Genomic DNA, 25862 nt, shown 5'->3' with positions numbered 1-25862 from the left:
CTGCGTCGATGAGGGGTATGCGCGGGACGCATCGCCTGCGTGAGAGACACATCGTCCTTCGTCCGCCCGCCTCCGTCCCCGCCCCCCGGGGCCCCACCCTCGGGCCCGCGCCCCGCGGCGGCCCCGGAGACGACGATGCCCGCCGCGGCCGAAGCCGGGCGGGCACCGTCGAACAGCGGACTACAGCGGGGTGACGGTGGCCGTCACGTGCGGGTAGCCCTTCTTCAGATCCTTGGCGACGATCTCGGTGCCGCCGGTGGCCTCGTCGCGCGCGACGTAGAGCCCGATCCGCGCGGGCAGGATCACCGGCTTGCCGAAGCGCACCGAGTGGATCACGGCGTCGGGGACGTGGCCCTCGACGACGCGCAGCATCGCGGCCGCGGTCCACGCGCCGTGCGCGATCGAGGACGGGAACCCGAAGGCCTTGCCGCCCAACGGCGACATGTGGATCGGGTTCCGGTCACCGCTCACGCCGGCGTACCGGCGGATGAGGGCACCGTCGGCGGAGAGCAGCGCGTCGGGGGCGCCGGGGCGGCCCTCCTTCGGCGCCGGGCCCGACGGCTCGCCCGACAGCGACGTGCGCTGCTGGATGAGCATCGTCGACACCTCGGAGGCGACGGAATCGCCTGCCGCGTCGGTGAACTCGGTCGTGAAGTCGATCAGCATGCCCTTGCGGTGCTCGCGCAGGTTGCCCACCGAGGTGCGCAGCGTGAGCTGCTCGCCCGGGACCACCCGGCGGCGCCGCGTGATCGTGTTCTCCACGTGCACCGAACCCACCGCCGCGGCGGGGAAGTCGTCCGCGAGGAACAGGTCCATGATCAGCGGGAACGAGAGCACGTAGAGGTACATCACGGGCACCTCGCCGGTGTTCTTGAGCCCGACGACCTCGCAGTACTCGCCGACCCGGACGGGATCGACGTCGACGGTGAGCTCGACGGTCCGGTCCGGCAGCACGGTCTCCGGCGTGAGCTTGCCCTGCTTGCCGACCACGGGCAGGATGCCGCGCAGCCCGCGTGTGAGCACGGACAGGCTCGACGGCGGCGCCTGCAGCACGGTCACGTTCGTCGCCATATCAGGCTCCCAGCAGGCTCTGACCGCACACGCGCACGACGTTGCCGGTCACGGCGGCGGAGGCCGGAGCCGCGAAGTAGGAGATGGTCTCGGCCACGTCGACGGTCTGGCCGCCCTGCTGCAGCGAGTTCATCAGGCGGCCGGCCTGGCGGGTGGCGAGCGGGATCGCGGCGGTCATGGCGGTCTCGATGAAGCCGGGTGCCACGGCGTTGATGGTGATGTTCTTCTTCGCCAGGACCGGGGCGTAGGCGTCGACGATGCCGATGACGCCGGCCTTGGTCGCGCCGTAGTTGGTCTGGCCGCGGTTGCCCGCGATGCCGGCGATGGACGAGACGTCGACGACGGCGCCGCCCTCGTTCAGGGCGTCCTCGGCGAGCAGGGCGTCGACGAGCTGCTTCGGCGCCTTGAGGTTCACGGCCATCACCGAGTTCCAGCGGGCCTCGTCCATGTTGGCGAGCAGCTTGTCGCGGGTGATGCCGGCGTTGTTGACGATGATGTCGAGGCCCTGGTGGCGCGACTTCACCAGCTCGGCGATCTTCTTGCCGGCGTCCTCGGCGGTCACGTCCAGCGGCAGCGCGGTGCCGCCGACCTTGTTCGCGACCGCGGACAGGGCCTCGCCGGCGGCGGGGATGTCGGCGGCGATGACGTGGGCGCCGTCGCGCGAGAGGACCTCGGCGATGGTGGCGCCGATGCCGCGGGCGGCACCGGTGACCAGGGCGACCTTGCCGGCCAGCGGCTTGTCCCAGTCGGCGGGCGCCTCGGCGTCCTTGTCGGTGACGCGGATGACCTGCGCGTCGACGTACGCCGACTTGCCCGAGAGCAGGAAGCGCAGCGTCGAGGCCAGGCCCGAGGCGCCGGTGGAGGCGTCCGGGTGGACGTAGACCAGCTGGGCGGTGGCACCGTCGCGCAGCTCCTTGGCGACCGAGCGCGTGAAGCCCTCGAGGGCGCGCTGGACGATGTGCTCGTCCAGGTCCTCGATCAGCTCCGGCGTGGTGCCCAGCACGACGAGACGCGCGCTGTTGCCGAGCGAGCGGATCTGCGGGCCGAAGAACTCGTAGAGGCCCACGAGCTCGTCGATCGAGGTGATGCCGGTGGCGTCGAAGACCGCGCCGCCCAGCTTCTCGGCGCCGCGGGCGCCGCCGTTGTTGACGACGAGGTCGTAGTCCGCGAGCAGTTCGCGCACGGGCTCGACGAGGCGGCCCTTGCCGCCGAGGAGGACGGGGCCGGCGAGCGCGGGCTTACCGGCCTGGTAGCGGCGCAGGACCGGCGGCTGCGGCAGGCCGAGGCGGCTGGCCAGGAAGGAGCCGGGGCCCGACTTCACGAAGGCCGCGTAGAAATCCGTGCTGGGTGCATCAGGCATGTGAGGTACCTCATCCGTGTGGGGTTCCGATAGGCTATCGACAAGCAACTTACTCCAGAGTAAGAATACTCGGTAGTAGCAACCCTCGATCACTGGGAGAAACCCGTGGCAAACATCGAAACCCGCCCGGTCGCGATCCTCGGCGGCAACCGGATCCCCTTCGCGCGTTCGGACCGTGCGTACGCGAAGGCCAGCAACCAGGACATGTTCACCGCTGCGCTCAATGGTCTCGTGAGCCGCTTCAACCTGCAGGGCGAGCAGCTCGGCACCGTCGTCGGCGGCGCCGTGCTCAAGCACAGCCGCGACTTCAACCTGATCCGCGAGTCGGTGCTCGGCAGCCCCCTGAGCCCGTACACCCCGGCGTTCGACGTGCAGCAGGCCTGCGCCACCGGCCTGCAGGCGATCAACGCCGCGGCCCAGGGCATCCAGCTCGGCCGTTACGAGGCGGCCATCGGCGGCGGCGTCGACACCACCTCCGACGCCCCCATCGGCGTGTCCGAGGGCATGCGCAAGGTGATGCTCGAGCTCAACCGCGCGTCGAGCACCGTCGACCGCCTCAAGCTGGTGGGCAAGCTCCCCGCCAACCTCGGCATCGACATCCCGCGCAACGGCGAGCCCCGCACCGGCATGTCGATGGGCGAGCACGCCGCCATCACGGCCAAGGAGATGGGCGTCTCCCGCGCGGAGCAGGACGAGCTGGCCTACCTCAGCCACACGAACATGGCGGCCGCCTACGACCGCGGCTTCTTCGAGGACCTGATCACCCCGTACCTCGGCCTGACCCGCGACGACAACCTGCGCCCGAACAGCTCCGTGGAGAAGCTCGCCACCCTCAAGCCGGTCTTCGGCGTCTCGCTGGGCGACGCGACGATGACGGCCGGCAACTCCACCCCGCTCACCGACGGCGCGTCGACGGTGCTGCTCTCGAGCGACGAGTGGGCCAAGGAGCGCGGCCTGCCGGTGCTCGCCTACCTCAAGGACGTCGAGTACTCGGCCGTGGACTACGTCGGAGGCAAGGACGGCCTGCTCATGGCGCCGACCTACGCGGTGCCGAAGCTGCTGGCGCGCAACGGTCTCACGCTGCAGGACTTCGACTACTACGAGATCCACGAGGCCTTCGCCTCCGTCGTCCTCGCGACGCTGCAGGCCTGGGAGTCGCCCGAGTACTGCAAGGACCGCCTGGGCCTGGACACGCCGCTCGGCTCGATCGACCGCAGCAAGCTCAACGTCAACGGCTCGTCGCTGGCGGCCGGCCACCCGTTCGCCGCGACCGGCGGCCGCATCGTGGCCTCCGCCGCGAAGCAGATCCACGAGAACGGCGGCGGTCGCGCGCTGATCTCGATCTGCGCCGCCGGCGGTCAGGGCATCACCGCCATCATCGAGGGCTGATCCCTCGCGCTTCTCGGGCCGTCCGGGTGCTCTCGCGAGCACCGGGACGGCCCGATCCCGTTGCGGCCCGGCCTACACTGAGGGCATGACCGGCACGGACGAGACGATCGAGCGGATCCTGCGCGAGTACGACACCATCACGGTGGTCGGGGCCAGTGCCGATCCGGCGAAGGCGGCGAACGACGTGCCCGCCTACATGCAGCACCACGGCTGGCGGATCATCCCCGTCAACCCCCGTGCCGACGAGATCCTCGGCGAGCGGGTGCACCGCTCGCTGGCGGAGGTCCCGGAGCAGGTGGGACTCGTCGACGTCTTCCGCCCGTCGGAGCAGACGCCCGAGATCGCCCGGCAGGCCGTGGCCGCCGGGGCGACGGCGCTGTGGCTGCAGTTGGGGATCCGCTCGGCGGAGGCCCGCGAGATCGCGGAGTCCGCCGGCCTGCTCTACGTCGAGGACCGCTGCCTGATCATCGAGCAGCGCCGCACCGGGATCACCCGGAGGAGCGCATGAGCGTCGGAGTCGTCATCGTCGTGGCGGTCGCGGTGGTGGCCGTGCTCGTGCTGGCCGGCGTGGTGTGGTTCCTGCGCGATTCCAACAAGCGCATCAAGGACTTCGCCAACTCCACCGATCTGATCCCCGGCCGGCCGGGGCGCGCGCCCGCCGAGTGGGCGACCGCCACCTCTACCGAGGCGCTCCTGCATCAGCGCACGCGGTACGCGATCGCCGACGTGCACCGCGGCGCCTTCGCCCCCGCGGTGCCGCCGCCCGCCGACTCCGCGATCAACGGCCCCGAGTCCGACCTCGCCGAGCTCGACGACGCCGTCTTCGAGCTCGACGATGCGATCATCGCCGCGGCGCAGCTCACGGGGGAGGAGCGCACGAAGGCGCTCGGCGAGCTCGATCCCAAGGTCGCGGCGCTGGAGGGGCTCACCGGCAAGCTCTGGGACGCCCCCTCCGCGCAGCGACGCCCGCTCATCGACGGTGTCGCGGCGACCCTGCGCCGCTGAGCCTGCCCGCTGGGGCTGGACAACTGTGCCGGCCCGCTGGGGGGGGCTGGACCGTGGGCCGGACCGGAGGGTGCGGGCGCTCGGTGGATAGTCGTTCGGAACAGCTATGCGCGCCACGCATACCCCGAAGAATGCAGGTAGACGCTGTTTTTCGGCGCCACGGCTATGCGTTTCTCGCATACCCTGAGCCCGGCGACCCGGCGACCCGGCGACCCGGCGACCCGGCGACCCGGCGACCCGGCGACCCGGCGACCCGGCGACCCGGCGACCCGGCGACCCGGCGACCCTCGGCGTGGCTGCCCGGCGGGCTACGTGATCCGTTCCGCCAGGCGGCCTGGCCGTCACGATTTCTCATCCTGGTGGCCGGCCCGGCACATATCGCCGCGCCGGGTCGCTGGATGAGAATTTCGGATACGCAGTAGTCCCGGGTATGCGTGCGGTGCATGGCTACGACGGCAGAAAATGCCTTTGAACTGCGACGTTGCTAGCCATGCGTGGCGCGCATGGCTCTCGTGAAGCACTACGGTGCCCCAGCCCAGCCCAGCCCAGCCCAGCCCCGCCTACCCCGCCCGGCCCGCGCGAACGACGGGCCGTCGCGGCACCGCGGCCCGCAACCGCTCCACGGCGACGTGCAGCCCCCACGACAGCACGACCGTGATCACGGTGGTCAGCGCGACGATCGGCCAGGTGGAGCCGGTGAAGAGCGACCATCCGAACAGGTCGAGCACCACCACCTCCATGACCATGACGTGGATCAGGAAGAACTCGTAGCTGATCGCGCCGAGCCAGACCATCGGCCGCGAGCCCAGCACGCGCGACGGTCCGGTCGCGAACGCCGCCACCAGCAGTCCGCCGATCAGCGCCTCCAGCAGGAACTTCGTCACCCCCTGTGCCGGCGTCGGCAGCCGCAGGTCGATCGGCCCGGCGAGCGGCGTGAGCAGCACGCCGTAGGCCACCGCCGCCGCGAGCACCAGGGGCCATCGCGGCAGCCGCACGCGGTCGACGAGCAGCGCCACCGCGATCCCCGCCGCGAACGCCGCCGCGAAGCCCGGCGGCCAGGATCGCGCCGTCTTCCCGAAGACCTCCGTCGCGGTCACCAGCACCAGCCAGCCCACCGACAGCGCCACCATGGACACGGGGACGATCCATGCGCGACGCGCGCGCAGCAGCCACAGCCCCAGCAGCGGCAGCACCAGGTAGAAGGCCACCTCGACGCACATGCTCCACATCTGCGTCAGTCCGGTGTGCACCGCGCCCACGCCGTAGATCTGGGTGAACGTCAGGTGTCGCAGGTACGCGACCCAGCCGTGCCCGTGCGAGGACAGGTCGGGCCGCCACACGTAGATCACGTAGACGACGGTGACCACCGTCCAATAGGCGGGCAGGATCCGCCACGCCCGTGCGACGAAGTACCGCCGCACGTCCGGCCGCACCGCCGGCCCGGTGCCCGCACCGCCCTGCGCTCGTGCCCGCACCCACGGCCGCACCAGGAGGAAGCCGGAGAGTGCGAAGAACACCGGCACCGCGGTCTCCAGGCGCGCGTAGGCGGCGCCCACGGCGTCGGGTGTGAAGTCACCGCCCCAGAACGCGGCGTGCGTGACGCACACGCCGAACGCGGCGAGCGCCCGCAGGCCGGTGAGCGCGGGGACGTGCGAGGAGCGGGGAGCGGACTCGATGACGGCTCAGATCTTGATCGCGGGGAGGAGCCGGTCGAGGTTCCACAGCCGGTTCCGTCTCGCGGAGAGGCAGGAGACCGTGATCGAGGCGACCCAGATGAACAACAGCACCCCGATCGCGACCCAGAGCCGGTGGTCGATGCCGCCCAGGATCAACTGCCGCAGGCCGTTGACGCCGTAGGTCATCGGGTCGTACTTGTGCAGCACCTGGAAGGGTCTGGCGGTGGTCTCCACCGGATACATGCCGCCGGAACTGACCAACTGCAGCATCAGCAGCGCCATGATCAGCACGCGTCCCACCGCCGGGCCGACGAGGGCGTTCACGGCCTGGGTGAACGCGATGAAGGCGAGTGAGACGCCCATCATGAAGAAGATCATCGCCACCGGATGCGCGACCTCGAGCCCGAGGCCGAAGCGCACCACGCAGTACAGGATCACCGCCTGGAACAGGCCGATCGCGGCGGCCGGCAGGTAGCTGGCCATCACCACGCGGATCGCCAGCACCTCGGCGGCGATGGCGCGGTTCTGCAGCGGACGGAAGACCATCCACAGCACCAGCGCGCCGAAGAACAGCGCCAGGGTGAGGAAGAACGGCGCCATGCCGGTGCCGAAGTTCGGCGCGCGGTTCTCGTGCTGCGCGTCCAGCGAGACGGGCCCGCCGATGGTCGAGGCCACCGCGCTGGTCTGCTCGGGCGACCACTTGGGGACCGCGCCCGCGCCCTCGCGCAGCTTGGTCGCCAGCTCCTGGCTGCCGTCGCGCAGCGCGACGGTGCCGGCGGAGAGCTTGGTCGCACCGTCGGAGAGCTGGGTGATGCCGTCGTCGAGGGTGGCGTTGCCGGCCGCGAGTTGCTGCGCACCGGAACGGAGTTCGGTGAGCTTGGCGGTCAGATCGTCGCCGGTGTCGCCCACCTTGCCGAGCAGGACCGCGAGCGGGCTGCCGGGGGTGCGCAACTGCTCGGTGAACACGGCGGCGGCGTCGGAGGCCGCGACGACCTGCTGCTTGGCGGCGACAGGAACGGAGGACTGCGCCAGCTGCGCCCGCACGGCGCGCAGCCCGTCCGCGGCCTGCCGCGCCACCGGATCCGGGCTGGCGGTCAGCTGCCTGATCGCGGCGTCGATGCCGGCCAGGGTGGCGTCCTGGGTCTTGATGAACACGCCCGCCTTGTCGGCGGCGTCCGCGAGCGCGGCGGCGCTCTGCTGGATCTGCGCGGTGTTCCCGCCGAGCCCGGACAGCGCCTTGGTCACGGCGAGCAGGGGATCGGTGGCCTGGGTGATCCCGTCCGAGAGTTTCTGCGAGCCGGCGCGCAGCTGCGCCGAGCCGGTCTTCGCGGTCCCGAGGCCGGAGGCGAGCTGGGCGGCACCGTCGTTCGCGGTGACCAGGCCGTCGTGGAGCTTGCCCGCCCCGTCGGCGGCCTGCTCGATCCCGGACCCGGCGGTGATCATCATCGAGAGCACCTGGTTGACGGCCTGCCCGGAGATGCGGGTGGAGACGGCGTTGAGCACCTGCGACATGGCGGTCTGGCCGATGGTGGAGCTGATGTAGTTGTTGGCGTCGTTGTAGACGGCCCGCAGCTCCGCCTTCTCGGGCTTGCCGGTCATGGGCGAGGCGATGGCGGAGGAGAAGTTCTCCGGCAGCTCGAGCATGAAGTAGTAGGTGCCGTCCTTGACGCCCTGCTGCGCCTGCGCGGGGGAGACGATGTGCCAGTCGAGGCTCTTGTCGTCGGCGAGGGACTTCTCCACCTCGGCGCCCGCGTTGATCTTCTGGCCCTTGACCTCGGTGCCCTTGTCGGCGTTGACCAGCGCGACGGGCATCTTGTTGACGTTGCCGAAGGGGTCCCAGAACGCCCACAGGTACAGCGCGCCGTAGACGAGCGGCAGCAGCATCAGCACGACGATCGCGGCCCGGGTGAGACGGCTGCGCCCGAAGCGCTTGATCTCGGAGCCGAAGGCGAGGCCCGCGGCGATGGGAACGAGACGGCTCTTCTTCTCGGACATGAGAATCAGTCCTTCCGGGTCAGGGCGCGACGATCGTGCAGCGTGTGCTGCGGTGCGGTGCCGCCGAGGGGGTTGGTGACCCCGACGATCACGGTGTAGCGGGTGGCGATCGCGCCGAGCCGCTGCACGGCGTCGGCGCGGCCGGGGTTGTCGCGGACCTGCTCGAGGTCGCCGACGACGAGGATCGGGCGGTTGCCCAGCAGGGCCAGGGTGATGCGGAGCAGGAACAGCTGCAGGTCGCTCAGTTCGACGATGCGCGTCTTCGGTCCGGGGCGCTCGAGGTCTCCGAAGACCTGGTCCATCTCGAGGCTGCCGGCGCTCAGCGGCACCATCGAGTACCACGGGGCGAGCCAGCGGCGCTGCTCGGCGAGCACGGTCTCGACGGTGACGGACTCGTCCAGCTCGTCGATGTCCTCGAAGGCGGCGATGGCGCACTTGCGCCGGATCGCGCCCGGGGTGCTCGCGCCCAGCGCCTCGACGGTGCCGTGGCTGGGCTTGAGCCGCCCGGCCAGGGTGAGCAGCAGCGCGTCCTGGTCGCGTCCGGCGGGCATCTGCACCGCGTGCAGGCCGGGGCCGATCTCCAGGTCGATGCCCCGGAACAGCGGGCCGTGCTCCCCGTCGACGCCGAGGTTCACCGCCGCGAGCTGCACGTCGTTCGGCTGGTCATCGTCCATGCGGGGCACTCCGGAGGGTCGTCGGCGCAGGTCGGTAGCAATCCTACGGTGGTGGCCCGACGGTGCGGCGCGCACGTCGGGCGCACCGTCGGGCCCGAGAACGGGCGAGGGCGCCCCGACCGGTGGTCGGAGCGCCCTCGGGGTGCTCGTTGCTACGAGGCGACGATCAGAACGCGGCCTCGTCGAGGTCCATCGCCTGGTTGTCGATCGCGGCGATGATGTCCTTGGTGCCGGTGAGCTGCGGCAGCACGTTCGCGGCGAAGAACTTCGCGACGCCGACCTTGCCCTCGTAGAAGGACTTGTCGGCGCCCGAGGCGCCACCGTCGAGCTTGGCCTGCGCGATGACGGCCTGGTGCAGCAGGCGCCAGCCGATCATCAGGTCGCCGAAGGCCATGAGGAAGCGCACCGAGCCGAGGCCCACCTTGTACAGCTCCTTGGGCTCCTGCTGCGAGGCGAGCGCGAAACCGGTGAGCGTGGCGGCCATGGCCTGAACGTCCTCGGCGGCGGTCTTGAGCAGGGCGATGTCGGCGGAGAAGGCACCGCCGGCGTTGGCCTCGATGAACGCGGTGATCTGGCCGGCGACGTGGCCGAGCGCGGCGCCACGGTCGCGGAGGATCTTGCGGAAGAAGAAGTCCTGCGCCTGGATGGCGGTGGTGCCCTCGTACAGCGAGTCGATCTTCGAGTCGCGGACGTACTGCTCGATCGGGTAGTCCTGCAGGAAGCCGGAGCCGCCGAAGGTCTGCAGCGACTCGGTGCCGAGCAGCGTGAACGCGCGCTCGGAGCCGACGCCCTTGACGATCGGGAGCAGCAGGTCGTTGACCTTGAACGCCATCTCCTCGTCGGCACCGGAGACCGGGGTCGCGGTGCGGACGTCCTGGTGCGCGGCGGTGTAGAGGTACACGGCGCGCAGGCCCTCGGCGTACGCCTTCTGCGTGAGCAGCGAGCGGCGCACGTCCGGGTGGTGCGTGATGGTCACGCGCGGCGCGGTCTTGTCGGCCATCTGGGTCAGGTCGGCACCCTGGACGCGCTGCTTGGCGTAGTCGAGCGCGTTGAGGTAGCCGGTCGAGAGGGTGCCGATGGCCTTGGTGCCGACCATCATGCGGGCGTGCTCGATGACCTTGAACATCTGCGCGATGCCCTTGATCTCCTCGCCCACGAGCCAGCCCTTGGCGGGCTTGCCGTGGCCGCCGAAGGTGACCTCACAGGTGGTGGAGGTCTTGATGCCCATCTTGTGCTCGACGCCGGTGACGTAGACGCCGTTCTCCTCGCCGAGGTTGCCCTCCTCGTCGAAGTGGTGCTTCGGCACGAAGTACAGGCCCAGGCCCTTGGTGCCGGGCGCGCCGCCCTCGGGGCGGGCGAGCACGAGGTGGAAGGTGGACTCGAACATGCCGTCCATGACCGCCGAGGTGATGAAGCGCTTCACACCCTCGATGTGCCAGGAGCCGTCCTCCTGCTTGATGGCCTTGGTGCGGCCGGCGCCCACGTCCGAGCCGGCGTCCGGCTCGGTGAGCACCATGGTGGCGTTCCAGTTGCGCTCGGCGGCGATCTTCGCCCACTTCTTCTGCTCGTCGGTGCCCTCGTCGAAGAGGATCTGCGCGAAGCCGGGGCCCGCGGCGAACATGAAGATCGGGGGGTTGGCGCCGAGGAACATCTCGCCGATGCCCCAGTACAGCGAGCGGGGCACGTCGGTGCCGCCGAGCTCGTCGTTGAGGCCCAGGTAGGCCCAGCCGCCGTCGGCGAACTGCGCCTGCGACTTCTTGAAGGCCTCGTTGATCTTCACCTCGTGGGTGTTCGGGTCGAAGACCGGCGGGTTGCGGTCGGCCTCGGCGAAGGACTCGGCGATGGGGCCCTCGGCCTGACGGGCCGCCTCGCGCAGCATTTCCTTGGCGGTGTCCTCGTCGAGGTCGCCGTACGCACCGGAAGCCAGCACCTCGCCGACACCGAGATCCTCGAAGAGGTTGAACTCGATGTCGCGGACGTTGCTCTTGTAATGGCCCATGGGGCTGTTCCACCTTCTCAGATCAGGCTGTCGGACTGTTACCTGTCGGTAAGTTACCGCTCGGTAATATGGACAGGATATCGCGCCCGAGGCGTGCGAACAAGTGCAAGCACTCCTACGGCGCGAGCGCCTCATTACGCCTGCGACGTGCGCGAACGGCCAGGTCAGTACCCGTGCCGTGGTACGGATCACTCTCGCGCCATTCCACGTGCTCCACCACCATGTCCTCGGGGAGGGCCGCCGAGAGCTCCGCCGCACCGAACGTCGGCAGGCCCGGGTGGGAGTCCGCCTTCTCGTGCGCGAGCAGGAGGAGCAGCCCACCGGGCGCGAGCGCGTGCGCGACCTTGGCGATCGCCGCCGCCCGGTCCTCCGGATCGGGATGCAGGTATGCCCAGACGGCCAGGTCGTAGGGCTGGTCGGGGATCTCGTCGACGGTGACGTCCAACGGCGTCCAGTGCAGCCGGGCCCGGACGGTGCGCGGCGAGCGGGCCGCGACGGTGGCCGCCTTGTCCAGGCCGACGCGCGAGTAGTCGATCGCGGTGACGTCCCAGGCGCGGGTCGCGAGCCACAGCGCGTGCCGCCCCTCGCCGGCGCCCACGTCCAGCGCGCGTCCGGGCGGGAGCACCGTCACCTGTTCGACGATCCACGGGTCGGGCGGAGTGCCCCACACCAGCTCGGTGGCGCGGTAGCGGTCGTCCCACTGCTTCGCGCCGCGCAACTGCTTCTCCCCGTGCGCGAGCTCGGCGGGGGAGAGCGGGCCGATCGCGCCGGCCTCGCGCTCCTGATCCGTCCGGTCGATCCCGTCCGGGGTGGCGTCGGGCGTGCTCACAGCAGTGCCTCCTTGAGGTAGGCCACGTCGTCGGCGAGTCCCTCGGACGGGGTCTCGAGGATGATCGGCGCCCCGGCGGCGCGAGCCACGTCGGCCAGCAGATCGGGGTCGATGGTGCCGTCCTGGAGGTTGGCGTGTCGGTCGCGGGCCGAGTCGAACTCGTCGCGGGAGTTGTTCAGGTGCACCAGGTCGATGCGGCCGGTGATCGCCTTGACCCGCTCGACGATGCCCATCAGCTCCTCGCCGCCCGCCCAGGCGTGGCAGGTGTCGAGGCAGAAGCCGGCGCCCTGGTCGCCGACCGCGTCCCACAGCCGATCGATGGTCTCCAGCTGCCGCGCGATCGCCCCGTCGCCGCCCGCGGTGTTCTCGATGAGGATCGGCACGCCGAAGCCGCCCTTGTCCTCCTGGCGCGTGAAGAGCTTGCGCCAGTTGTCGATCCCCGCCTGCAGGTCCTCGCCGTCGCGCAGGTGCCCGCCGTGCACGACGAGCCCGAAGGCCCCGAGGTCGGCGGCCGCTGCCGCCTGCTGCTCGACGGCCTTGCGGCTGGGCATGCGGAGGCGGTTGTTCAGGCTCGCGACGTTGATGACGTACGCCGAGTGCACCACGATCTCGAGCGGCGAGTCCTTGAGCGCCTGCGTCTGCGGGTGCGGCTCCGGCTTCTTCCAGCCCTGCGGGTCCGAGACGAACATCTGGATCACGTCCACCCCCAGCTGTTCAGCCGTCTCGACGGGGTGGGTGTCACTGCGGACGTGGGCACCGATGCGCATGCGCCCAGCTTAGGCGTCCGCCGGGTGTCAGCGCTGCGTGGTCGCGGCGTCGACGGTGGCGCGGACGGCGGCGACGAGTGCCTCCCGGTGATCGCCCAGGCGCGCCGCGGCCTCGTCGTCGGCGAGGGCGCGCAGGGCGGGCGAGGCGTTCTGCCATGCGGTGATCAGCCCGAGGACGAGCGCGAGTAGGTCGACGGCCGCGGTGCCGTAGAGCGTGCGCAGTGCGTCGATCTTCGGGGCGTAGGCGTCCTGCTCCGACGGTGCCGCGCCGGGCCGCTCGAGGCGCGACCAGGTGGTCAGGCGCAGGACGTCCGGGTGGGCACTGAGGTAGTCGAAGTGCGCCCCTGCGTAGGCGGGGAGATCGTCCGGGGTGAGCGGCACGGCGTCCGCCATGTCCTGCAGAGCGCGACCCACGACGAGGTCGAAGAGCTCCTCCTTGGGGCCGAAGTGGACGTAGATCGACCGCTTGTTGGCGCCGGCCGACTCCGCGATCCGGTCCACGCGGGCACCGGCCAGCCCGTTGGCCGCGAACTCGGTGTGAGCCGCGGCCAAGATGCGTCGCTTGGTGTCGGAGGAGTCGGGTGGCACGCGGGGCACACTACTCGCCCACAAGGTAACTAACTAGTTATTGACATCGCTGTTCTGCAATGGCACTCTCGACCCATAGGTAACCAACCAGTTAGAGAAGGAGAGATCGTGGCACAGCGCATACTCATCACCGGAGCGAGCTCCGGGTTCGGTCGCGGAACCGCACTCGAACTCGCGCGGCAGGGGCACGAGGTCGTCGCGGCCGCGGAGACCTGGCCGCAGGTCCGCTCGCTGCGCGCGGACGCCGAAGCCGCCGGCGTGCGGCTCGAGGTCATCAAGCTCAACCTGCTCGACGAGATCGACCTCGCCCACGCGGGCTCCTACGATCCCGATGTCCTCGTCCTCAACGCCGGCGTGATGGAGGGCGGATCCATCGTGGACGTCCCGCTCCAGCGGGCGCGGGAATCCTTCGAGATCAACGTCTTCGGCCACATGGAGCTGGTGCAGAGCATCGTGCCGAAGATGGTGCGCCGCGGCTCCGGCAAGGTCGTCTGGACCTCCTCGATGGGCGGCATCCTCGTGGTCCCGTTCCTCGGCGTGTACTGCGCGACCAAGCACGCCATCGAGGCGATCGCCGGGTCGATGAAGGCGGAGCTCGAGCCTCTTGGCGTCAAGGTCGCCACCGTGAACCCGGGCGTCTTCGGCACCGGCTTCAACGACACCGGCGCCGAGAGCTACGTCCAGTGGTACGACCCCGAGACCGCCGTGGTCCCGATGCCCGACTTCGGCGACAGCCTCGCCGATCAGGCCGATCCGCAGGAGATGATCGACGCGATGGTCGAGATCATCCCCGCCGAGGACCACCTGTATCGCACCATGCGGCCGGCGGAGACGGTCGCCGCGGCGAAGCAGTGGCAGGAGACGGAGTGGACGCAGCATGCCTGAGATCACCCTGGACACCGCCCGGCAGATCATCGACCGGGGTCGAGCGCGGGCCGCGGAGATGGGGCTGAACGCCGTCTTCTCGGTGCTCGACCGCGGGGCGAACCCCGTCGCCTTCGAGCGGATGGACGACGCCTGGCTGGCGTCGAACGACCTCGCCGTCGCCAAGGCGCGCACCGCCGTCATGTTCCGCATGCCCAGTGAGGATCTCGCCTCCCCGGTCGCAGTCGGACAGGCCTACCCGCACTTCGATCACGTCGCGCGCGGCGGCCTGTTGCTCATGGGCGGCGGCGTTCCCCTCGTCGACGAGGCGGGAGGCCTGATCGGCGGCCTCGGCGTTTCGGGCGGCACGCCGGAGCAGGACGCGGCGCTGGCCCGCGCGGCGCGCGGGGACTGACGCCGTCCGTCCGCAGGGGCGCGGCCTCGAGGGCCCTGTGGAGGACCGCGGTCCTGTGGATGGATCGGCCGTGCGGGGCCGCGGCGCCGGGTTCCGGGGAGTGGTCGCGTCCTACCGTGTGGCCATGATGGTCACGCGGGTGGCGACGTGGCGGGGCGAACCCGCCGACGCGTACGAGCGGTGGGCGGGCCGCGAGGCCCGCGCGGCCGAGGAGCTGGACGTCGCCCTCGAACGCGCCGCGGTCGAGATCAGTGGTGGCGGTGGTGATCTCGCCGCGCGCCTCGCCGCGATAGACCTTCCCGCCGCCGTCCCGCTCGCCGGCGCGCGGGCCCAGGCGTCCATCCTGTCGACCCCGGTGAGGCAGCCGGCGCGCTCGAAGTCGGCGGCGCAGCGGGATCGGGAGAACCGCGCGCGCCTCGCCGCCGACCTGCGAGCCACGCCGCCCGGGCCCAGGCTGCGCATGCTCGAGACGATCGATGCGCGCCTGCGCGAACTGGGTCGCGGCGGCGAGACGGTCCAGCTCGTCGAGTACGACCCGGACGCGTTCGGGGGCGACGGTGCGGTGGTCGTCGCCCTCGGCGATCTCGATGCCGCGCGCAACATCGGCGTCGTGGTCCCGGGCATGGGAACCACCGCAGCCTCGATCTCGGCGGTCACCCGCAGCGCCGCGAACCTGCAGGTCGCCGCGCGACGTGCGGACCCGATGACCCCGACCGCAACGCTCGCGTGGATCGGGTACGACGCACCGTCGGGCCGGATGTCGGCCGCGCAGGTCCTCACCGGAGAGCATGCCCGACGGGGCGCCGCCGAGCTGCGGGCCGATCTCGCCGACCTTGCGCGGATGCGGCCCGACGACCCGCGGGTCGTGCTCTTCGGGCACAGTTACGGCGCCACGACGGTGGCCACCGCGGGCGCGGGCGGAGCGCTGGCCGGCGTCGTCGATGCGGTGGTGCTGCTGGGTTCGCCCGGCGCCGGCCCGGTGCGGTCCGCCGCGGAGTTGGGCGTCCCGGTCCACGTCGCGCGCGATTCCGACGATCCGATCCCGCGCGTCGCCGCGACCGACGGCGCGGGGCAGGCCCTGCGCCGCCTGCTCGGCGTGGAACTGGGACTCGGAACCGACCCGGCGGCATCGTCGTTCGGGGCACTGCCGATCGACGCCGAGGGCGCCACGCCCCTCGGGCCCGCGGCGCACTCGGGGTACTTCGACGAGGGCTCGCGGGCGCTGGTCGCGTTCGCCGCGATCCTCACAGGAGGAGGCGGACATGACCGATGACGCGGTGGACCCCGCGGAACTGGCGCGCGTCGCCGCGGAATGGGAAGCGGCCGCCGACGGGTTCGCCGCACTGGCGGAGCGGTGGCGCGCGACGACCGGTCCGCCCGCGGTGCGCGCCTTCGCCGAGCGTGCGGCCGCGACGCTCGCCGGCCATGCGGAGGCGGCGAGCGCCGCGGCGCAGCGGCTGCGGGACTACTGCGCGGCGGTCGTCGAGGCCGACGAGGAGGGCGCCCGCAGCGTGCGGTGCGCGATCCAGGCGGCGGACAGCATCAGCACCACGCCGATCGCGGAGGTCACCGAAACACCGGCGTCGAACGCCTGACCGGCGGCCCGGATCAGGGCGTCCGCCGACTCGGCGGGCAGCTCCGTCGCGATGTGGTGAGCGCCGGCCAGCGTCTCGGACGCCGCTTCGGCCTGCGCGCCGCTGAGCCCGGCGGGCAGCGCGAGCTTCACGGCGTAGGCGCCGGCCAGGATGGAGCCCAGGACGGCCGTGCCGAGCACCGAGCCCAGCTCGTAGGCGGTCTCGGAGACGGCCGAGGCCGCGCCCGCCTTCTCCGCGGGGACGGACGAGACGACCAGGTCGTTCGAGAGCGTCTCGGCCGCACCGATGCCCACGCCGAGCATCGCGAAGGCGACGAGCACCGCGAGGGTCGACTCGGGGGAGGCGAAGGCCGTCACCACGGCGTACGCGGCGGCGGCGACGAGCATGCCTCCCACCACCACGGTCGACGGTGCGACCCACCGCACGACCCGCACCACGTACAGGCCGGCGACCATCATCGTGATCAGCCCCGGGACCAGCGCCCATCCGGCGTCCATCGGGCTCATCCCCACCACCAGCTGCAGATGCTGCGAGACGAAGAACATGAATCCGACCAGCGAGAACACGCTGAGCAGGTTCACGGCGACGGCGCCGGAGAAGCGACGGTCCGCGAACAGGCGCACGTCGAGCATCGGGTCCGGGCGCTGCAGCTGGCGGCGCAGGAACAGCACCGTCGCCGTGACGCCGACGGCCAGCGCGCCCGCGACGACGGCGGGGTCGCCGCCCTTGGCGAGGGTCTTCACGGCGTAGACGATCGGGGTGAGCGCGAGCAGCGAGAGCACGATCGAGACCGGATCGATGCGGCCGGGGTTCGGGTCGCGCGACTCGGGCACGAAGATCGGCGCCAGGATCAGCAGCGGGATCAGCACCGGCACGGCCATGAGGAAGACCGAGCCCCACCAGTAGTGCTCCAGGAGGAAGCCGCCCACGATGGGGCCGAGCGCGGCGCCGCCGGCGAAGCAGGACGCCCACACCGCGATGGCGAGCCGCCGCTGCTGCGGATCGGTGAAGATGTTGCGCAGCAACGAGAGCGTCGACGGCATCAGCATCGCGCCGAAGAAGCCGAGGCCCGCGCGGGCGGCGATGAGCGCGGCGGCGGTGGGCGCGTACGCCGCGACCACCGACATGGCGGCGAAGCCGGTGGCGCCCAGCAGGAGCAGGCGACGCCGGCCCCACCGGTCGCCGAGGCTGCCCATGGAGACGAGCAGGCCGGCCAGCACCAGCGGGTAGACGTCGATGATCCAGAGCTGTTCCGCGGCGGTGGGAGCCAGCGTCGCGGCGATCGAGGGCAGTGCGAAGCCGAGGACGGTGCCGTCGATCGACACCAGCAGGACCGGCAGCATCAGGACCGCGAGCGCACCCCAGTCGCGCACCGTGGCGCGCGCAGACGACGCGGTCGTGGTGGTGAGTGTGGTGGTCATGGCGCACTTCCTGGGGTGTTGTCGGTTCGAGGACATCGTTACTGTACCATCTGGACGGTACAGAAACGAGAGACCGGGATCACCCTTCGCGCTGATCACCCCTACGATGCGAGGTGTGCCGCCCCCTCCCGCCGCCCGCGCCAAACTGCTCGACGCGTTCGTGACGATCCTTATCGAGCACGGCGAACGCGCCGCGACCCTCGAGGCCGTCGCCGCCGAGGCCGGCGTCAGCAAGGGCGGGCTGCTGTACCACTTCGGTTCGAAGAATGCCCTGGTCGAGGGGCTGTGCGACTGGCTGGACGAGCTGGTGGCCGAGGACGTCGAGCTCATGGCAGCCGCGCCCGAGGGGGCTGTGGAGTACTACGTGCGCACGTCGAACTACGACGATTCCCCGCTCGACCGCGCGATCGTGGCGGTGCTGCGGCTGAGCCAGGGGGCCGACGACCGCGCCGAGCGCGCGATCCGGTCGATGCAGGACCGCTTCCTGGCGACGGTGCAGGAGCAGGTGCCCGACGAGGCCACCGCCCGCGCGATCCTCCTCGTGGGCGACGGCCTCTACTACAACGCCGCCCTCAGCGGCGGCCTCCATCGCGCCACCGACGAGCAGATGGCCGGTCTTCTCGCCGTCGTCGCCCGCATGGTCGACGGGGTCGACTGAAACGACGGCGATCTGCTGTCATGTCGCGTGGCGGGTGAAAGGGCGACGTTGTTGCGGACACGGTCGTGTTACACCCACGACCTGGGTGAACAGGTCAGCCTCTGGTGTCTCGTCAACGATGAGAATTGTTAATGGGCTTCCTCGAGCTCAGTGTCCGATTTGCTCGTAACTCTCGTTTGGGAACCCTTAGGTCGACTCGTGGCGCTCTCGGTTCGAGTGAAACCATCCAAGGCTCGTATTAACCCATTTTACTCCGTTTAAAGCAATGAAAAACATGACGGTCAGAACCACCGCAAGGGGGATGTCATTTGTGATTGGAATGATGTACAACGGAAATGCGGCGATTGTCGCTAGGCATAGCACGCCCAGGAGCAGCATTAACGCGTACCAGCGCGCTAAACGAGTTCGGACCCGGTTCTCGGGTCGAGGTGTCTGACGCTTATCGTTTCCCACTTCTTGCACCTACCTCACAGGTTTAGTGGTTGTTCAATGGACGTCTGCTGAGCGATTCGCCTGCAAACTTTCTAGACTCCAGGAATCTGGCGCGGAAATCGGGATTGGAGGCTAGAAGGTTCAGTGTAGAGAGGAGTGCTAGCGAGTCCAGGCCGTATCGTACTGGGAACACCTGTGCAGTTTTGTGGTCGGCTTCCGACCCTGCAATAACCTGGATCGCGCGATGCATGTTGACCACTGCCGGCACGATGGTAGGCGATTCGTCCCAGCGAATGAATTCGGACCCGATCGTGATCCCGTCGATACTGATGAGTATGTCTTGCTTCTTTGCTATGACCGCAAGGGTTAGGCCAATGACCCCCGCCGCGAGTAGGCCGCCCCATAGGATAATGGATATTAGCCGTGGTCGCTCCGTTTGGAGTTCACGGATAACTGCACCCAACCCAGCGATCGATCCACTGAAGAAGAATCCCCCGGGCAGCACCTTGGAGTAGAATGTGCTCGACTTAAGGCGAATGGGCTTCGTCTCGACCGACTCCGTCTCAACTAGCCTGGCGGGTCGTCGCTTCCGTACGTCAAGTGCAAGACTTGCCCCTAGCGTCATGATCGCCGCACATGCAAGTAGACCGACTGTGAGCATGGATCTGCCGAGTTCGCTGAACGGGTTGTTTGATCTAAGGTAGTAAAAGGCTACTAGTACGCACAAGGCGGCGATTAAGCCACAAACAGCCCTGGTAAGCAGAATGCCGCTGCGCTTTCCCCACTCGGGTGGCCATTGAGGCTGGAGGTAATTCATCGCTAGTGGTCTCACCAGAACTTAAGTTTGGACGCCGCTTTACCGATTCCGCTGGCTGCCTTGCCGGCGAGTGCTTTGGCACCATCATACGTCTTATCGACGATGGCTGTCGTCGCACCGGAGCCGATGACGCCACCGGCTATCGCGCCCACTGCCCCACCGACCAGGGTGCCGCCGGGGATTGGAATGAACGTTCCGATTGCGGCCCCGGCCTTGGCGCCAGCCCAGGCTCCCGCTCCCGCTCCCGCTAGACTCGCTCCCCCCTTGACTATGGCCTTGTCGGGCGCAACATCCTTGTTAGTGATGTCGTTAGCAACCTGGACCACCGTAATTGCTTGACTCATGCCGGGCGCCCGCTTCGCAACTGCCCCGAGTGCGCTCCCCGCCTTGCCCAGCACGCTTGACTTGGCAGAGTTCACGGCGGAACTCGCCTTGTCGGCGACCTTCGTCGGGTTGTACCAGGGCTTGCTTGCCGCGCGCTCGGACGCAGCAGTCGCCTTCGAAGCTGCATCCGAGGCCGCTCGCTGGGCCGCTGGGGCTAGCGTTTTGGCACCGTTCCCTGCCCCTGTTGCTGTTGAATTCGCAATCGCGAGCGGGTCGCCGGTTAGGCCGATGTTTTCGCCGGTCATTTCCAGTATCTCCTGGGCGGTGCCCGGTTCAGAAGAACCTGAGGCTAGTGGCGAATCCGCCGACGCAAGGGTGACCCCCTGAGAGGTGGCTGATCCCTGGTCGCTGCCACCTTGAGATTCAGAGTTCGGAGTTTGCGTCACAGCCTGTCCTGAGCCAGTGCTGACACGATCTGTGGTTTCTCTAGCGGTATTCCCCTCAGGCGCTGCCCTGCCGCCGACGCGGTCCGTTGCCTCTCGAACAGTGCCTTCCGCGGGTGCCGCGCTGCCGCCGGTGTTGCGGCGACGTCCTGCTATTACTCCGGCGGCTTCGGCGACGAGGTAGGCCCAGGAGGGCGCTCCGCCCTCGTCCTTGCCGTCGCCGTCCGGACCGCCCGTTGTGCCGTCGTCACCGCCAGGTACACCGCCACCGGGGCCACCCGCTCCGGGAGCGCCTGCTACACCGGGTGCAGGGCACTCTGACTGGGTTTGGGTGACCGTCACTGTCGGCTGTCCCGAGGTGGGCTGCCCGGATCGGGTGGGCTGGCCGGTCGGGGTCGGTCGTCCGGGGGCGGTCGTGCGTACCGGGTTCTGCTGGCCGGTCTGCGGGCTCTGTGCGGGTTGCTGGGCCTGGCCGGTGGGGTTGCCGGGGATGTTCGGGGCCTGCTGTCCGGGGGCGCCGAAGTCCGGGGTCTGGGCCTGGATGTTCCCGCCGTCGTTGCCGCCGCTGCCGGCGGGTGAGGTGGCGATGCCGTTGTTGTCCTGACCGCTGCCCTGGTTACCCTGCTGCCCACCGGGGGCGGTGGTCTGCTGCGCGGGCGGGGTGATCGTCAGCTCCGGGCCGGGACCGGGGCCACAGGTCGCCGGCCCACCACCGGGGCACGGCGCCGCCGACGCGACACCCGCGCCGGGGCCGGTCGCGGCGAAGCCCATCATTCCGACCGCCACCACGATCCCGGCCACGGCGGCGGCCGCGCGCACCTGCTCCGGTGCGGGCGCGCTGACACCGGCGGAGCGGAGCTTGCTCAGCCCGGTGAAGAAGATCCGGCCGACGATCACCATGATCAGCCAGAAGGTCAGGAACACCACGGGCACCGGGGTGAACCGGGGTGCCTCGATGGAGAACATCACCCCACCGAACATTCCGGCCAACCCGATCACCGTCAGGAACGCACCCTGCAGCCGCAGCTGCACAAGCGAACCGTCGGGGGCGGTGGCGGCACGAGAGGGATCGTCGCCCGGCGTCGGGACGGGATTGCCTCGCGCATGCGCTGTGGCTGCCATCAGAACATCAACTCACTTCCACACAGCACCGAACCCTGCGACGAGGGACGGAAAGAGGGGATGGGTGCCCGTGAACCGGGCGATTGCACCAAACCCTTGTGTCCCGCGGGCGTGTGTGCAACCAGCCGGGCGCGGCGAGAGAGTGTTCGTGCAGGTGAAGTGGGGTAGAAGTGAATAATATAGTGGGTAGGTCTGTACGTGGTGTCCGTATTCAGCAGGGCGCTATATACGGACAAAACGGCATTTATCGGTCACAAACGAGTCGATCCTCATATGACCGGAAGCCGCGAGGTGCCGCCGAGCGTCAGGCGTGTGTCAGCGCGTGGTCGCGGGCGCGGCCCCGTCGACGGGGTCCCAGACGTCGCCCGGGAGGTCGCCGGGGAGGTTGGGGTTCCCGCGCCCGACGAACCTGTCATCGACACCGCGCTTGGTCATCGCGTCGTAGTCGCGCAGGGCGCCGAAGGCCCACTTGCCGAGCAGGGCGATGGCGACCAGGTTGACCATCGCCATGAACGCCATCGCCACGTCGGCGAGCATCCAGACGGTGTCGAGCTCGGCCAGGGTGCCCACGCCGACGGCGGCGAGCACGAGGGTCTGCAGGATGCGCAGCCGCTGTCCCTCGAGCCCGAGGAAGTTGAGGTTGATCTCGGCGTAGGAGTAGTTGCCGATGATCGAGGAGTAGGCGAAGACGAAGATCAGCAGCGCCATCGGCACCGTCGTCCAGCCGCCGAGCACCGCGGCGACGGAGTCCTGCGTGAGCACGGCGCCGCCGGACTCCGGCTCCGTGCCCGGCGTGTAGATGCCGGAGACGAGCACGATGAAGGCGGTCGCGGTGCACACGATGATGGTGTCGACGAAGACGCCGAGCGACTGGATCAGGCCCTGCTTCGCGGGGTGCGAGACGGTGGCGGTGGCCGCCGTGTTGGGCGCGCTGCCCATGCCGGCCTCGTTGGAGAACAGGCCGCGTTTGACGCCGTTGAGCAGGGCGGCCAGGATGCCGCCGGCGGTGCCGGCCAGCGCCTCGTCGAGCCCGAAGGCGCCGGCGACGATCTGCCGGATCACCTCGGGGAAGGCCGTGATGTTCAGGGCGATGATGACGACGGCCAGGGCCACGTAGATCAGTGCCATCACGGGGAGGATGACCTCGGCCACCTTCGCGATGCGGCGCACGCCGCCGTAGAGGATCGGCGCGGTGATCACCATGAGCCCCACGGCGACCCACGCGGTATCGAGATGGAACGTGGAGGAGAGCGAGCCGCCGATCGTGTTGGCCTGCACCATGTTGAAGGCGAAACCGAAGGCGAAGATCAGGAGGACGGCGAAGACCATGCCCCAGCGGCGGGAGCCGAGCCCGCGCTGGATGTAGTATGCCGGACCGCCACGGAAGCTGCCGTCCGCGTTGCGCACCTTGAACATCTGCGCCAGCGTCGCCTCGACGAACGCGGTGGCCATGCCGACGAGCGCGACGACCCACATCCAGAACACCGCTCCCGGACCGCCGAGCACGAGCGCGACGCTCACGCCCGCGATGTTGCCCGTGCCCACGCGGGAGGCGAGGCCCACGCAGAAGGCCTGGAACGAGGAGATGCCGCCGTCGGCGTCCGAGCGCGACGAGCCGACCGCGCGGAACATGCTGGGCAGCAGTCGGACCTGGACGAACCGGGTGCGGATCGTCATGTACGTGCCGACACCCAGCAGCAGCGGGATCAGCACGTTGTACAGGTTCGTGCTGAGCCAGCCGATGACGGTATCGACGTGCTCGAAGACCGAGGTCATTCGTTCCTCTCGTGAAGCGTGGGGTGCCCTGATGATTTCATGCCGGGCCGAGCTGCACCGTCGTACCGCCGGAGTCGACGCCCAGAGCCGGTACGCAGCGCTAATTGAGTGCTGTTCAGTAGGCTCTTTACCCCGGCCTGACCAGCGGGTAGGTTGGACGGCATGCCTTCGATCTTCATCTCCGGCGGTGCTGCGGGCATCGGCCGGGCCACGGCCCTGCGTTTCCTCTCCGAGGGGTGGACGGTGGGCGTCTACGACGTCAACGCCGCCGCGCTGGAGGAGTTGAAGGCGGAGCATCCCGCGATCGTCACCGGCACGCTCGACGTGACGGACTACGGCCAGTGGGAGGCCGCGCTCGCCGATTTCGCCACCCACACCGGCGGCACGCTGACGGTGCTCGACAACAACGCGGGCGTGCTCTTCAGCGGCGACCTCGACGAGATCACGCCCGAGCAGATCAAGCTGCAGATCGACATCGACGCCCTCGGCGTCACCTACGGCGCCAAGGCGGCGCTGCCGTACCTCACGGGCGTCAAGGACGCGCACCTGGTGAACATCAGCTCGGCCTCGGCGATCTACGGCCAGCCCGGCATCGCCACCTACAGCGCCGCCAAGTTCTACGTCGCCGGCTTCACCGAGGCGCTGGAGCTGGAGTGGGAGAAGCACGGCATCCGTGTGGTCGCGATCTGGCCGCTGTGGGCCAAGACGGCGCTGGCGGAGACCGACGCCAAGAGCACTAAGACGCTCGGCGTGAACATCACGCCCGAAGAGGTCGCGGATCAGGTGTGGAACTCGGTGCATCCCTCGATCCGGGTGCCCTTCCTGCCGCGAGTCCACTATTCCGTCGGAACCCTGACCACGCTGCTGTCCAATTCGAGTAAGTTCGCCCCCAGGTCGGTTGTGCGCCTGATCAACCAGATCACGAGCCAGTAGTACAGCCCGCTGCATTTCCCATCCGAGGAATCCGAGAAGGAGTCTCCACCACCGTGATTGCGACCACCATGCAGGACGGCGAGCTGACGATCGCCCGCCTGGTCGAGTACAGCCGCCGCGTCTTCCCCGAGGCCAAGATCACCACCTGGACCGGTGAGGGCCTGCGCGATCTCTCCTTCGCCGAGGTCGGCGACAAGGCATCCCAGCTCGCCCACGCGCTCACCAAGCTGGGCGTGCAGCGCGGCGACCGCGTGGCGACCTTCATGTGGAACAACAACGAGCACCAGGTGGCCTACGCCGGCGTGCCCGCCATGGGCGCCGTGCTCCACACGCTCAACCTGCGCCTGTCTCCCGAGCAGGCCGTGTTCATCATCAACCAGGCCGACGACAAGGTGATCCTCGTCGACGCCACCGTCGCGCCGCTGCTCGGCAAGTACCTGGCCGCCACCCCGAACGTGCAGCACGTCATCGTCGCCAACGGCCCGAAGGAGGCGCTCGAGGCGCCCGAGGGCATCACGGTGCACTCCTTCGACGAGCTGATCGCCGGCGAGCCCACCACCTTCGCGTGGCCGGAGATCGCGGAGCGCGACGCGGCCGTGATGTGCTACACCTCCGGCACCACGGGCGATCCCAAGGGCGTCGTCTACAGCCACCGCAGCATCTGGCTGCACTCGATGCAGGTGAACTCGAGCTCCGGAATGGCGCTCGGCAACGCCGATTCGGTGCTCGCCATCGTGCCGATGTTCCACGTGATGAGCTGGGGCCTGCCCTACGCCGCGATGATGGGCGGCATCACGCTGATCATGCCCGACCGCTTCCTGCAGCCCGAGCCGCTGCTGCAGATCCTGGACGCCACGAAGGCCACGTTCGCCGCCGCCGTGCCCACCATCTGGGCCGGCGTCGCCGCGCAGCTCGCCGCGAAGCCGCAGGACATCTCGCACCTGCGCGAGGTCGTCGTCGGCGGCGCGGCCGTGCCCCCGTCGATGATCCGCACCTTCGACAAGCTCGGCACCCGCATCGTGCACGCCTGGGGCATGACGGAGACCAGCCCGCTCGGCTCCGTCTCGCGCCCGCCCTTCGGCATCGAGGACGAGACCGAGGAGTTCGCCTACCGCGTCACGCAGGGCCGCTTCCCCGCGTCGGTCCAGGCCCGCCTCATCGACGACGAGGGCAACGAGCAGCCCTGGGACGGTGAGGCTTCCGGTGAGCTCGAGGTGCGCGGCCCCTGGATCACGGGCGCCTACTACTCGCCCGAGGGCAACGTCTCCGACGAGTCCAAGTTCCACGACGGCTGGCTCCGCACCGGCGACGTGGCCTCGATCAGCCCGGACGGCTTCATGACCATCCGCGACCGCACCAAGGACATGATCAAGACCGGCGGCGAGTGGATCAGCTCCGTCGAGCTGGAGAACACGGTCATGAGCAACCCCACCATCGCCGAGGCGGCCGTCGTGGCCGTGCCCGATGAGAAGTGGGACGAGCGTCCCTTCGTGCTCGCCGTGGTCAAGGACGCCGCCGACGCGGACGCCGAGAAGCAGCGCGCCTTCCTGGCGGACCTGCTGCCCAAGTGGCAGATCCCCGAGCGCTGGGCCTTCGTCGCCGAGGTGCCCAAGACCTCGGTCGGCAAGTTCGACAAGAAGCTCATCCGCGCCGAGTACGCCGACGGCACCTACACCGTGGTCGAGTCGCGCGGCTGACCCGCGCGCTCG

The 25862-nt window shown here is 69.6% G+C and carries 22 protein-coding genes; 9 read left to right on the top strand and 13 right to left on the bottom strand.

Features of this window, described 5'->3' with window-relative positions; all coding sequences use genetic code 11:
* Positions 1 to 180: 180 nt before the first annotated feature.
* Together BLQ62_RS21660 and BLQ62_RS21655 are read right to left on the bottom strand one after the other, a co-directional pair.
* Positions 181 to 1071: a MaoC/PaaZ C-terminal domain-containing protein gene (locus tag BLQ62_RS21660; RefSeq protein ID WP_068531002.1), complete on the bottom strand. Its 891-nt coding sequence runs from the start codon at positions 1069 to 1071 to the stop codon at positions 181 to 183.
* A 1-nt stretch (position 1072) separates the two neighbouring features.
* On the bottom strand, positions 1073 to 2431 hold the full coding sequence (locus BLQ62_RS21655) for a 3-oxoacyl-ACP reductase (protein WP_068531005.1): 1359 nt from the start codon (positions 2429 to 2431) through the stop codon (positions 1073 to 1075).
* Between the two features lie 105 nt (positions 2432 to 2536).
* Between BLQ62_RS21655 and BLQ62_RS21650 the strand changes: the two genes are divergently transcribed.
* The 3 genes from BLQ62_RS21650 (at position 2537) to BLQ62_RS21640 (ending at position 4825) form a co-directional block, all read left to right on the top strand.
* On the top strand, positions 2537 to 3820 hold the full coding sequence (locus tag BLQ62_RS21650) for an acetyl-CoA C-acetyltransferase (protein WP_068531008.1): 1284 nt from the start codon (positions 2537 to 2539) through the stop codon (positions 3818 to 3820).
* Between the two features lie 85 nt (positions 3821 to 3905).
* Positions 3906 to 4328, top strand: a complete 423-nt coding sequence (locus tag BLQ62_RS21645; RefSeq protein ID WP_068531011.1) for a CoA-binding protein — start codon at positions 3906 to 3908, stop codon at positions 4326 to 4328.
* Positions 4325 to 4825, top strand: a complete 501-nt coding sequence (locus BLQ62_RS21640; RefSeq protein WP_068564058.1) for a hypothetical protein — start codon at positions 4325 to 4327, stop codon at positions 4823 to 4825. Before BLQ62_RS21645 ends, BLQ62_RS21640 begins: the two co-directional genes overlap by 4 nt.
* Before the next feature lie 560 nt (positions 4826 to 5385).
* On the opposite strand, the gene BLQ62_RS21635 is transcribed toward BLQ62_RS21640, so the two are convergent.
* The 7 genes from BLQ62_RS21635 to BLQ62_RS21605 all read right to left on the bottom strand — a co-directional run bounded on the left by BLQ62_RS21635 (position 5386) and on the right by BLQ62_RS21605 (position 13353).
* A complete protein-coding gene (locus BLQ62_RS21635; protein WP_280138112.1) occupies positions 5386 to 6456 on the bottom strand; it encodes an acyltransferase family protein in 1071 nt (356 codons plus the stop codon).
* A gap of 51 nt (positions 6457 to 6507) precedes the next feature.
* Positions 6508 to 8466: a YhgE/Pip domain-containing protein gene (locus tag BLQ62_RS21630; protein ID WP_068564655.1), complete on the bottom strand. Its 1959-nt coding sequence runs from the start codon at positions 8464 to 8466 to the stop codon at positions 6508 to 6510.
* 35 nt (positions 8467 to 8501) lie between these two features.
* Positions 8502 to 9170: a hypothetical protein gene (locus tag BLQ62_RS21625; protein ID WP_068531018.1), complete on the bottom strand. Its 669-nt coding sequence runs from the start codon at positions 9168 to 9170 to the stop codon at positions 8502 to 8504.
* A 166-nt stretch (positions 9171 to 9336) separates the two neighbouring features.
* Complete coding sequence (locus BLQ62_RS21620) at positions 9337 to 11169, bottom strand: acyl-CoA dehydrogenase (protein ID WP_068531022.1); 1833 nt, start codon at positions 11167 to 11169, stop codon at positions 9337 to 9339.
* Between the two features lie 115 nt (positions 11170 to 11284).
* A complete protein-coding gene (locus BLQ62_RS21615) occupies positions 11285 to 11998 on the bottom strand; it encodes a class I SAM-dependent methyltransferase (RefSeq protein WP_068564062.1) in 714 nt (237 codons plus the stop codon).
* The gene (locus tag BLQ62_RS21610; RefSeq protein ID WP_068531025.1) at positions 11995 to 12765 is read right to left on the bottom strand and encodes a deoxyribonuclease IV; all 771 of its coding nucleotides are present in this window, start codon (positions 12763 to 12765) and stop codon (positions 11995 to 11997) included. The genes BLQ62_RS21615 and BLQ62_RS21610 overlap by 4 nt, the downstream gene beginning before the upstream one ends.
* Before the next feature lie 27 nt (positions 12766 to 12792).
* On the bottom strand, positions 12793 to 13353 hold the full coding sequence (locus BLQ62_RS21605) for a TetR/AcrR family transcriptional regulator (RefSeq protein ID WP_068564657.1): 561 nt from the start codon (positions 13351 to 13353) through the stop codon (positions 12793 to 12795).
* Positions 13354 to 13461: 108 nt separating this feature from the next.
* On the opposite strand from BLQ62_RS21605, the gene BLQ62_RS21600 reads away from it, so the two are divergent.
* From BLQ62_RS21600 to BLQ62_RS21590, 3 genes are all read left to right on the top strand, one after another.
* Positions 13462 to 14238, top strand: a complete 777-nt coding sequence (locus BLQ62_RS21600; RefSeq protein WP_068564064.1) for an SDR family oxidoreductase — start codon at positions 13462 to 13464, stop codon at positions 14236 to 14238.
* On the top strand, positions 14231 to 14632 hold the full coding sequence (locus tag BLQ62_RS21595; RefSeq protein ID WP_068564065.1) for a GlcG/HbpS family heme-binding protein: 402 nt from the start codon (positions 14231 to 14233) through the stop codon (positions 14630 to 14632). Before BLQ62_RS21600 ends, BLQ62_RS21595 begins: the two co-directional genes overlap by 8 nt.
* Before the next feature lie 124 nt (positions 14633 to 14756).
* A complete protein-coding gene (locus BLQ62_RS21590; protein ID WP_139184281.1) occupies positions 14757 to 15905 on the top strand; it encodes an alpha/beta hydrolase in 1149 nt (382 codons plus the stop codon).
* Positions 15906 to 16097: 192 nt separating this feature from the next.
* On the opposite strand, the gene BLQ62_RS21585 is transcribed toward BLQ62_RS21590, so the two are convergent.
* Complete coding sequence (locus BLQ62_RS21585) at positions 16098 to 17648, bottom strand: MFS transporter (RefSeq protein ID WP_068564070.1); 1551 nt, start codon at positions 17646 to 17648, stop codon at positions 16098 to 16100.
* A 106-nt stretch (positions 17649 to 17754) separates the two neighbouring features.
* Here BLQ62_RS21585 and BLQ62_RS21580 point away from each other — a divergent pair, with 106 nt between their 5' ends.
* A complete protein-coding gene (locus BLQ62_RS21580; RefSeq protein ID WP_068564072.1) occupies positions 17755 to 18306 on the top strand; it encodes a TetR/AcrR family transcriptional regulator in 552 nt (183 codons plus the stop codon).
* A 475-nt stretch (positions 18307 to 18781) separates the two neighbouring features.
* On the opposite strand, the gene BLQ62_RS23595 is transcribed toward BLQ62_RS21580, so the two are convergent.
* The 3 genes from BLQ62_RS23595 to BLQ62_RS21570 form a co-directional block, all read right to left on the bottom strand.
* A complete protein-coding gene (locus tag BLQ62_RS23595; protein WP_139184280.1) occupies positions 18782 to 19555 on the bottom strand; it encodes a hypothetical protein in 774 nt (257 codons plus the stop codon).
* Between the two features lie 11 nt (positions 19556 to 19566).
* The gene (locus BLQ62_RS23945; protein WP_156483173.1) at positions 19567 to 21444 is read right to left on the bottom strand and encodes a hypothetical protein; all 1878 of its coding nucleotides are present in this window, start codon (positions 21442 to 21444) and stop codon (positions 19567 to 19569) included.
* Between the two features lie 315 nt (positions 21445 to 21759).
* Positions 21760 to 23220, bottom strand: a complete 1461-nt coding sequence (locus BLQ62_RS21570; protein ID WP_068564074.1) for an alanine/glycine:cation symporter family protein — start codon at positions 23218 to 23220, stop codon at positions 21760 to 21762.
* A gap of 162 nt (positions 23221 to 23382) precedes the next feature.
* On the opposite strand from BLQ62_RS21570, the gene BLQ62_RS21565 reads away from it, so the two are divergent.
* Both BLQ62_RS21565 and BLQ62_RS21560 read left to right on the top strand, forming a co-directional pair.
* Positions 23383 to 24153, top strand: a complete 771-nt coding sequence (locus BLQ62_RS21565) for an SDR family oxidoreductase (RefSeq protein WP_068531049.1) — start codon at positions 23383 to 23385, stop codon at positions 24151 to 24153.
* A gap of 53 nt (positions 24154 to 24206) precedes the next feature.
* On the top strand, positions 24207 to 25850 hold the full coding sequence (locus BLQ62_RS21560) for a long-chain fatty acid--CoA ligase (protein ID WP_231857523.1): 1644 nt from the start codon (positions 24207 to 24209) through the stop codon (positions 25848 to 25850).
* Positions 25851 to 25862: the final 12 nt, after the last annotated feature.

Origin of the sequence: Tsukamurella pulmonis (genome assembly GCF_900103175.1) — a bacterium.
GTDB classification, from domain to species: Bacteria; Actinomycetota; Actinomycetes; order Mycobacteriales; family Mycobacteriaceae; genus Tsukamurella; species Tsukamurella pulmonis.
This window is presented reverse-complemented; position numbering and strand designations above follow the sequence as displayed.